The sequence below is a fragment of the Micromonospora sp. NPDC047812 genome (assembly GCF_040704175.1).
In the GTDB taxonomy this organism is placed as follows: Bacteria; Actinomycetota; Actinomycetes; order Mycobacteriales; family Micromonosporaceae; genus Micromonospora.
In genome coordinates this window covers 510,854-521,304 of the sequence record NZ_JBEYRY010000004.1, presented here as the reverse complement: position 1 = coordinate 521,304, position 10,451 = coordinate 510,854, and the positions used below count along the sequence as shown (strand labels likewise).

At 77.3% G+C, this 10,451-nt stretch carries 1 protein-coding gene; it reads left to right on the top strand.

Annotated elements, in window-relative coordinates:
* Nucleotides 1-348: 348 nt before the first annotated feature.
* Entirely contained in the window at nucleotides 349-10,437 is a 10,089-nt protein-coding gene (locus AB0883_RS19880) for a type I polyketide synthase (protein ID WP_366642640.1), read from the top strand.
* Nucleotides 10,438-10,451: the final 14 nt, after the last annotated feature.

Genomic DNA, 10,451 nt, shown 5'->3' with positions numbered 1-10,451 from the left:
AAATGGTGCCGCGCGACCGTTGTCGACGGTCGTGACGCGCGCGGCCGGGCGGGCCTGGACACCCGCCCGGCCGCACCCCGCGAGGGCGGTGCGCCGGGCCGCTCGGAGGGCGGGTCGGCCCAGCCTGCGCCCCCGCCGCCTAGGGGCACCCGTAGGGGCACGCTAGGGGTTGTGACCGCCGTCCGACGACAATTACCTTTCGTCCGGCGCGTAAGACCTGGTGGGGGCTGAAACGCTTTTTGTCTGGCAATTCGTGGTCGGCTGAATGGGCTTAGATCTTCGCGGCTTGTGGCGTCTGTGGACGGTATTGGGTCGCCTGTTTCTTTCCGGCCCGAAGAGGTGGCGTCAATGGCGACTGAAGATACGCTCCGGGAGTACCTGAAATGGGTGACGGCGGACCTTCACCAGACCCGGAGGAAGCTCGGCGAGCTTGAGGCGGCCAACCGGGAGCCGATCGCCATCGTCGGCATGGCCTGCCGGTTCCCGGGCGGGGTGGGCTCGCCCGAGGAGCTGTGGGAACTCGTCGACTCCGGCCGGGACGCCGTCTCCCCGTTCCCCGCCGACCGCGGCTGGGACCTGGCGCGGCTGTTCCACCCGGACCCCGACCACCCCGGCACGTCGTACGTCGCCGAGGGCGGCTTCGTCGACTCGGCCACCGACTTCGACGCCGCGTTCTTCGGCATCTCGCCGCGCGAGGCGCTCGCCATGGACCCGCAGCAGCGGCTGCTGCTGGAGGCCGCCTGGGAGGCGTTCGAGCACGCCGGGCTCGACCCCTCGGCGCTGCGTGGCCACCAGGTGGGGGTGTTCGCCAGCACCACCGGCCAGGACTACGTGGGGCTGCTCCAGCAGCCGCCGCCCGGCACCGAGGGCTACATCCTCACCGGCACCGCGGCGAGCGTCGTGTCGGGCCGGATCTCGTACGCGCTCGGCATCGAGGGCCCCGCCGTCACCGTCGACACCGCCTGCTCGTCGTCGCTGGTCGCCCTGCACCTGGCCTGCCAGGCACTCCGGCAGGGCGAGTGCACCCTGGCGCTCGCCGGCGGGGCCACCGTCATGTCCACCCCGTCGGCCTTCATCGGCTTCAGCCGCCAGCGCGGCCTGGCCAGGGACGGCCGGGTCAAGTCGTTCGCCGCCGCCGCCGACGGCACCGCCTGGGGCGAGGGGGTCGGCCTGCTGCTCGTCGAGCGGCTCTCCGACGCCCGCCGCAACGGCCACCCCGTCCTCGCGGTCGTACGCGGCAGCGCGGTCAACCAGGACGGCGCGAGCAACGGGCTGACCGCCCCCAACGGCCCGTCCCAGCAGCGGGTCGTGCTCCAGGCACTGGCCAGCGCCCGGCTCGCCCCGGAGCAGGTCGACGTCGTGGAGGCACACGGCACCGGCACCACCCTCGGCGACCCGATCGAGGCCCAGGCGCTGCTGTCGACGTACGGGCAGGGCCGGCCGGCGGACCGGCCGCTGTGGCTCGGCTCGGTCAAGTCGAACATCGGGCACACCCAGGCCGCCGCCGGCGTGGCCGGCGTGATCAAGATGGTGATGGCGCTGCGGCACGAGACCGTGCCCGCCACCCTGCACGTCGACGAGCCCACCCCCAACGTGGACTGGACGGCCGGCGCGGTGGCGCTGGCCACCGAGCCGCGGCCGTGGCCCGCCGGGGAGCAGCCCCGCCGCGCGGGCATCTCCTCCTTCGGCATGAGCGGCACCAACGCCCACGTGATCATCGAGGAGGCGCCCGCCGTCGACCCGGCCCCGGCCGAGGCCCCGGACGGCCCCGCCGCCGCGAGCGACGCGGGCACCGCGACGGACGGGGGTACCGTCACCGACACCGCCGCCGACCCCGCCCCCGTCACCGGTGCCGGCCTCGTGCCGGTGCTGGTCTCCGCCCGCGACGCCGACTCCCTGGCCGCGCAGGCGACCCGCTGGGCCGACTGGCTCGACGACCGCCCCGAACTGCGGCTGACCGACGTCGGCTGGTCGTCGGCTCGCACCCGGGCCAGCCTGGAGCACCGGGCCGTGCTGCTCGCCGCCGACCGCGCCGACCTGACCGCCGGCCTGCGCGCGCTCGCCGCCGGCGGCGACGCCCCCGGCCTGGTCGCCGGCGCCGGCCCGCGCGGCGGCAAGCTCGCGTTCCTCTTCTCCGGTCAGGGCGCGCAGCGCAGCGGCATGGGCCGCGAGCTGGCCGCCGCGTTCCCGGTCTTCGACCGGGCGCTGGCCGAGGTCTGCGCCGAGCTGGACCGGCACCTGCCCCGCCCGCTCACCCCGGTGCTCTTCGCGCCCGAGGGCGACGAGGCCGCCGCGCTGCTCAACCAGACCCTCTGCACCCAGGCCGGCCTGTTCGCCGTCGAGGTCGCGCTGTTCCGGCTCCTGGAGAGCTGGGGGATCGTCCCGGACGTCCTGCTCGGCCACTCGATCGGCGAGCTCTCCGCCGCGCACGCGGCCGGCGTGCTGTCGCTGCCCGACGCCGCCGCGCTCGTCGCGGCCCGGGGCCGGCTGATGCAGGCACTGCCGGCCGGCGGCGCGATGCTGGCCGTCCAGCTGCCCGCCGACGCCGTCCGGGCCGCCCTGGCCGGCGTCGAGGATCGGGTCGCCGTGGCCGCCGTCAACGGGCCCACCGCCGTGGTCGTCTCCGGCGCGGCCGACGCCGTCGAGGAACTCGAACGCCGCTGGGCCGACCAGGGCGTACGCACCAGGCCGCTGCGGGTCAGCCACGCCTTCCACAGCCCGCTGATGGAACCCATGCTCGCCGAGTTCGCCGCCGTGGTGCGCGGGCTGGAGCTGCACCCGCCGGCGCTGCCGATCGTGTCGAACCTGACCGGCGCGGTCGCCGACGCCGACGAGATCCGCACCGCCGAGTACTGGGTCCGGCACGTGCGGGAGGCCGTCCGGTTCGCCGACGGCGTCGACCAGCTGCGCGCCCTGGGCGTGCGTACGTTCCTGGAGGTCGGCCCCAGCGGGGTGCTCACCGCGCTGGCCCGCGACGTCCTGACCGCGGCCGGCGCGGACGACGACACCGCCGCCGTGGCGCTGCTGCGCCGCGACCGCCCCGAGCCCGCGTCCGCGCTCACCGCCCTCGCCGAGCTGCACGTCGGCGGCGTCGAGGTGGGCTGGGCGGAGCTGTTCGCCGGCGCCGGCGCCGCGCGGGTGCCCCTGCCCGCGTACGCCTTCCGGCGGCAGCGGTTCTGGCCCGAGCCGCCGCCCACCGCCCCGGACGGCACCGCGCGCGACGGCGACGACGAGTTCTGGACCGCACTGGAGCAGGCGGACGTCGAGACCCTGCGCGGCGAGCTGGGCGACGACGACGAGCAGGTGCGGGCGCTGCTGCCGGCCCTGCCCGTGCTCACCTCCTGGCGCCGGTCCCGGCGGGAACGCTCCCTCGTGGACGGCTGGTCGTACCACGTCACCTGGCAGCCCGTGCCGGTCGAGGACGCCGACGGTCCGGCGGGCCGCTGGCTGGTCGTGCTGCCGGCCGACGACGTGCCGGCGTGGGCCGACGGCCTGGCCGGGCTCTTCGGCGACGCCGAGCCGCTGGTGCTGCGCATCGGCGCGGCGGACCTCGACCGCGCGGCGCTCGCCGCCCGGCTGCGGGCGGAGATCGACGGCCGTCCGGTCGACGGCGTGCTCGCCGTGGTCGCCGGCCAGGACCGGCTGCTGCCCGAGCACCCCGGCGTGACCCTCGCCGCGGCCAACACCCTCGCCCTGGTCCAGGCGATGACCGACCTGGACCTGGTGGCGCCGCTGTGGTGCGTCACCAGCGGCGCGGTGGCGGCGGCCCCCGGCGACCGGGTCGCGCACCCCCTCCAGACCGAGGTCTGGGGCCTCGGCCGGGCGGCGGCGGTCGAACAACCGCACCGCTGGGGCGGCCTGGTCGACCTGCCGACCACCGTCGACGACGCCACCACCCGGCGGCTCGCCGCCGTGCTGGCCGGGCACCTCGGCGAGGACCAGGTGGCCGTGCGGCCCGGCGGGACCTGGGCCCGCCGGCTGACCCCGGCCCCGCCGGCGGCGGACGAGCCCCCCGCCGGCGACTGGTGGTCCGGCACCGTCCTGGTCACCGGCGGCACCGGCGCCCTCGGCGGCCACGTCACCCGCTGGCTGCTCGGCCGCGGCGCCGGGCGGGTGGTCCTGGCCAGCCGCCGGGGCACCGCCGCCCCCGCCGTGGCGGACCTGCTCGACGCGTACGGCGCCGACGGGCGGGTCACCGTCGCCACCTGCGACGTCACCGACCGGCGGTCCGTGGCGGACCTGGTGGACGCGCTGCCCGACCTGACCGCGGTCGTGCACGCCGCCGGCACCGACCAGCTCACCCCGCTGACCGACACCACCCTCGGCGAGTTCTCCCACGTCGTCGCGGGCAAGGTGCTCGGCGCCCTGCACCTCGACGCCTGCCTCGCCGAGCGCGAACTCGGCGCGTTCGTCCTCTTCTCCTCCATCTCCGGCGTGTGGGGCAGCGCCGGCCAGTGCGCCTACGGTGCCGGCAACTCCCTGCTGGACGCCCTGGCCGTCAACCGGCGTGACCGGGGCCTGCCGGCCACCGCCGTCTCCTGGACGGCCTGGGGCGGCGAACACGGCATGGCCGCCGAGAACGTGGCCACCGAGCAGCTCAACCGGATGGGCCTGCCGCCGATCGACCCGGAGAAGGCCCTCGTCGCACTCGACCGGGCGCTGCGCCGCCCGACGCCCTGCGTGACCGTCGCCGACGTCGACTGGACCCGGTTCCACCCCGCGTTCACCGTGGCCCGGCCCAGCCCGCTGCTCGGCGACCTGCCGCAGGTGCGGGCGCTCGTCGCGCAGGAGGAGGCCGCCGCGCCGGCCGCGGGCGCGGTCGCCGCGCCGCTGCGTCACCTCGCGGCGCTGCCGCCGACGGAGCAGGAGCGGGAACTGCTGAAGCTGGTCAACGAGCAGACCGCGGCGGTGCTGGGCCACGCCACGCCCGACGAGCTGCGCGGACGCCCGTTCAAGGACCTCGGCTTCGACTCGCTGACCGCCGTGGACTTCCGGGGACGGCTGAACACCGCCACCGGCCTGCGGCTGCCCACCACGCTGGTCTTCGACTACCCCACCCCCGCCGAGCTGGCCGCGCACCTGCGCGAGCTGGTCTCCGGCGCCGCCCCGGCCGACGCCCCGCAGACCGTCGTCGTCGACGCCGACGAGCCCGTCGCGATCGTCGGGATGGCCTGCCGCTACCCCGGCGGCGTCGACGGGCCGGAGGCGTTCTGGCGGCTGGTCGCCGACGGCGTGGACGCCATCTCGCCGTTCCCCACCGACCGGGGCTGGGAGATCCCCGAACCGGCGGAGGGGACCCACCCCCCGGCGGGCGGCTTCCTCTACGACGTGGCGGACTTCGACCCCGCCTTCTTCGAGATCTCGCCCCGCGAGGCCCTCGCCATGGACCCGCAGCAGCGGCTCACCCTGGAGACGTCCTGGGAGGCGCTGGAACGGGCCGGGGTCGACCCCGCGACGCTGCGCGGCACCCGTACCGGCGTCTTCGTCGGCGCCTCCACCTCCGGCTACGGCACCGGCCTGACCGAGGTCCCCGAGGGGGTCGAGGGCTACCTGATGACCGGCGCCGCGCACAGCGTGATCTCCGGCCGGGTCGCGTACGCGCTGGGGCTGGAGGGACCCGCCGTCACGGTCGACACCGCCTGCTCGTCGTCGCTGGTGGCGCTGCACCTCGCCGGGGCGGCGCTGCGGCGCGGCGAGTGCGACCTGGCGCTGGCCGGCGGCGTGGCCGTGATGGCCACCCCCACGGCGTTCCAGGAGTTCTCCCGCCAGGGCGGCCTGGCCTCCGATGGGCGGTGCAAGTCCTTCGCCGCCACGGCGGACGGCACCGGCTGGTCCGAGGGCGTCGGCATGCTGCTCGTGCAGCGGCTCTCCGACGCCCGGCGGCAGGGCCGCCGCGTCCTCGCCGTGGTACGCGGCTCCGCCGTGAACTCCGACGGCGCGTCCAACGGCCTGACCGCCCCCAACGGCCCCTCCCAGCAGCGGGTGATCCGGCAGGCGCTCGCCAGCGCCCGGCTGACGACCACGGACGTGGACGTCGTCGAGGCGCACGGCACCGGCACCGTCCTCGGCGACCCGATCGAGGCCCAGGCCCTGCTGGCGACGTACGGGCAGGACCGGGGCGACGCGGGCCCGCTGCTGCTGGGCTCGGTCAAGTCGAACATGGGCCACGCGCAGGCCGCTGCCGGCGTGGCCGGTGTGATCAAGATGGTGCTGGCGATGCGGGAGGGCACCGTCCCTGCGTCGCTGCACGCGGACACCCCGTCGCCGCACATCGACTGGTCCGCCGGCGACGTGGAGCTGGTGACCCGGTCCCGGCCGTGGCCGGCGGTCGACCGGCCCCGCCGGGCGGCGGTCTCCTCGTTCGGGATCTCCGGCACCAACGCCCACGTGGTCGTCGAGCAGCCCGTCGACACCGACGTGACCGGCGAGGCCGAGCCGGCCCCCGAGCCGGCCGCCGGGCTGCTCGCCGCCGACACGGTGGTGTGGCCGGTCTCGGCCCGCTCGACCTCGGCCCTGGCCGCGCAGGCGTCCCGGCTGGCCCGGCACCTGCGGGCCCACCCCGGCCTCGCCCCGGCGGCGGTCGGCTGGTCCCTCGCCGCGACCCGCTCGGCGTTCGACAGGCGCGCCGCGGTGCTCGGCGCGACCCCCGGCGAGCTGCTGGCCGGCCTGGACGCGCTCGCCGCCGGCACCCCGGCGGGCAACGTGGTGACCGGCACCGTCGCCAACCACGGCGCGGGCCCGGTGTTCGTCTTCCCGGCCGCCGCCCCGGCGGGCGCGGCGGCCGGACTGGTGGGCCGCTGCCCAGTCTTCGACGACACCCTCGCCGAGTGCCGGCAGGCCCTCGCGCCCTGGGTCGACGTCGACCCGGCCGGCCTGCTCACCGGCGCGGACGCCTCCTGGGCCGCGCGGCCGGAGCTGGCCCGGCCCGTGCTGTTCGCCGTCGGGGTGGCGCTCGCCGCCGTCTGGCGGCACGCCGGGCTCACCCCGGCCGCGGTCGTCGGCGACGGTGACGGCGAGGTCGTGGCCGCCCACGTGGCGGGCCTGCTGTCCCTGCCCGACGCCGCCCGGACGGTGGCGCTGCGGGCCCGGGCCGCCGCCGGCGAGCTGGACCCCGCCGGCCTCCGCGCCGCCCTGGCGGGGCTCGCCCCGCAGCCCGGGACCGCCCGGCTGGCCTCCACCGTCACCGGCGACTGGGCCGATCCGGCCGCCCTCGGCGCCGACCACTGGGCCGACCCGGCCACCCTCGGCGCCGGCCACCAGGTTGGTGAAGCCGGGGGAGCGGAGCAGCTCGATGCCGCCCTCCGCACCGCCGTCGACGCGGGACACGTGACCTTCGTGGAGGTCTCGCCGGAGCCGGCGCTGACCGCCCGGGTCGCCGCCGTCCTCGACGCGACCGGCGCCACCGGCCACGTCCTGGCCACCCTCGGTGGTTCGGGCGACGCCGCCACCCGGCTGCTGACCGGCCTCGCCACCGCGCACACCCTCGGCCTGGCGGTGGACCACCGCCGGCTGCTGCCCGAGGCCGAGCCGGTCGACCTGCCCACGTACGCCTTCGACCGGCACCGCTACTGGCTGGAGCGCACCGGCGCCCACCGCTCGGTCCTGCCCGCCGTGGGCCTCGACGTGGTCGACCACCCGCTGCTCAGCGCGGTGGCCGACCTGCCCGGCGACGAGGGCCTGCTGTTCACCGGCCGGATCACCCTCGCCACCCACCCGTGGCTGGCCGACCACGCCGTGCTGGGCACGGTGCTGCTGCCCGGGACGGCCCTGGTGGAGCTGGCGTCCTGGACCGGCCGGCAGGCCGGCGCGGCGACGGTCGCCGAGCTGAACCTGGAGGCGCCGCTGGCGATCCCCACCGAGGGCGGCATCGACCTGCGGGTCCGCGTCGGCCCGCCGGACGAGACCGGGCACCGGCCCGTCGCCATCCACACCCGGCGCGACGACGACACCGGACCCGACGGCACCCGGTCCTGGCAGCGGCACGCCTCCGGCCAGCTCGCCGACACCGTCGACCCGGAGCCCGCTCCCGCGGCCGTGTGGCCGCCCGCCGACGCCGAGCCGATCGCCCTCGACGGGCTCTACGCCCGGCTCGCCGCCCAGGGCTACCACTACGGCCCGGTCTTCCGCGCGCTACGCGCCGCCTGGCGGTCGGGTCCGGACATCCTCGCCGAGGTCGCCCTGGACGCCGACGCGTCCACCGACACCACGGCCTTCTCGGTGCACCCGGCCCTGATGGACGCGGCGCTGCACGCCATCGGCGCCAGCGCCACGGCCGGCGCCACCGACGCCCCGGCCGGCGGCGCGACGCCGACCCCCGACGGCGGCCCCGACATCCGCCCGGGCCTGCCGTTCACCTGGTCGGGCGTGACCATCCGGCCCACCCGCGCCCGCGAGCTGCGGATCCGGCTGCGCGCCACCGACGCCGGATCCGTGGCCCTGACCATCACCGACACCGGCGCGACGCCGGTGGCCTCCGTCGACGGTCTGGTGCTGCGGCCCATCTCCGGCGAGCAGCTCAGCGCCGCCCGCCGCTCGGCCAGCCGGTCCCTGCACCGCCTCGACTGGGTCGCCCCCGCCACCGGTCGCGCCGACGGCACGTCCCGGCTCGTCGCCCTCGGCGACGACTGGCCCGGCGCCGACCGGCACCCGGACCTCTCCGCGCTGGTCGCCGGGGTGCGCGCGGGCGCTCCGGTGCCCGACGCGGTGGTGGTTACCTGCGCCGGACCGACCGCCGACGAGCCGCACCCGGCCCGCCAGGCGCACCGGGTCGCCCACCGCACGCTCGCGCTGGCCCAGCAGTGGCTCGCCGAGGAGTCCCTCGCCGCCGCCCGGCTGGTGGTGGTCACCCGCGGCGCGGTCCGGGTCGAGCCGGACGAGCGGATCGCCGACGTGCCGGCCGCCACCGCCTGGGGCCTGCTGCGCTCCGCGCAGTCGGAGAACCCCGACCGGATCGTGTTGCTCGACGTCGACGACGACGCTCCGGCCGCCGCGCTGCTGCCGGCGGCCCTGGCCACGGGCGAACCCCAGCTCGCGGTACGCGCCGGCCAGCTCCGGGTGCCCCGGCTGACCCGGCTCGGCCCGCCCCCGGCCGAGGCGCCCGGCCCCGACCTGGCCGCCGGCACCGTCCTCGTGACCGGGGCGACCGGCCTGCTCGGGCGGCTCGTGGCGCGACGCCTGGTGACCCGGCACGACGTACGGCACCTGCTGCTGGTCAGCCGCAGCGGGGCGGACGCCCCGGGCGTCGCCGCGCTGGTCGACGAGCTGGCCGGACTGGGCGCCACGGCCCGGGTGGTCGCCTGCGACGTCACCGACCGCGACGCGCTCGCCCTGCTGGTCGACCAGATCCCCGCCGACCTGCCGCTGACCGGCGTGGTGCACGCGGCCGGGGTGCTCGACGACGGCGTCCTGCCCGCGCTCACCCCGGACCGCTTCGACACCGTGCTGCGCCCCAAGGTCGACGCGGCCTGGCACCTGCACGAGCTGACCGAGAAGCTGGACCTGGCCGCGTTTGTGCTCTTCTCCTCGGCGGCCGGCCTCTTCGGCGGCCCCGGGCAGGCCAACCACGCGGCGGCGAACTGCTTCCTCGACGCACTCGCCCAGCACCGGCGCGACCGGGGGCTCCCGGCGCTCTCGCTGGCCTGGGGCCCGTGGGTCAACGACACCGGCGACGGCCAGACCGGGCACGTCGACGAGGCGCGGATGAACCGGGGCGGCTTCGTCCCGCTCGGCGCCGACGAGGGCATGGACCTGTTCAGCGAGGCGCTGCGCTTCGCCGAGCCGGTGGTCGTACCGGTCAACCTGGACCTCGCGCTGATCGGCCGGCACGGGCCGGCGGCGGTGCCGCCGGTGCTGCGGTCGCTGGTCCGGCCGGCGACGACCGGCGCGGTGCGGGCCGCCGAGCGCGACCCGGCCGAGGCGCTGCGGGAGACCCTCGCCGCCACGGCGGAGGCCGACCGCGACCAGGTGCTCTCCGATCTGGTCCGCACCCACGCCGCCGCGGTCCTCGGCTACGCGTCGATCCGCTCGATCGACGTCGAGCGCGGCTTCGTCGAGCTGGGCTTCGACTCGCTGACCGCCGTCGAGTTCCGCAACCGGCTCAACGCGGCCACCGGGCTGCGGCTGCCGTCCACGCTGATCTACGACCGGCCGACCACGGCCGCGCTGGTCGAGTACCTGCGCGGCGCGCTGCTGGCGGAGCGGAGCACGTCCGCGCTGACGGTGCTCGGCGAGCTGAACAAGCTGGAGCACGCCATGCGGGCGGTGGCCACCGGTGACACCGACCGGGCCGCCGTCGGCGCCCGGCTGCGCGAACTGCTCTCCCTGTGGACCTACACCGAGTCCGGTGCGGACTCCGCGGCCGACGACGGCGCCAGCCTCGAGTCGGCCTCCGCCGAAGAGATCTTCAGCCTGCTGGACGAAGAGTTCGGCTCGGCCTGATCCGGCATGTCGCA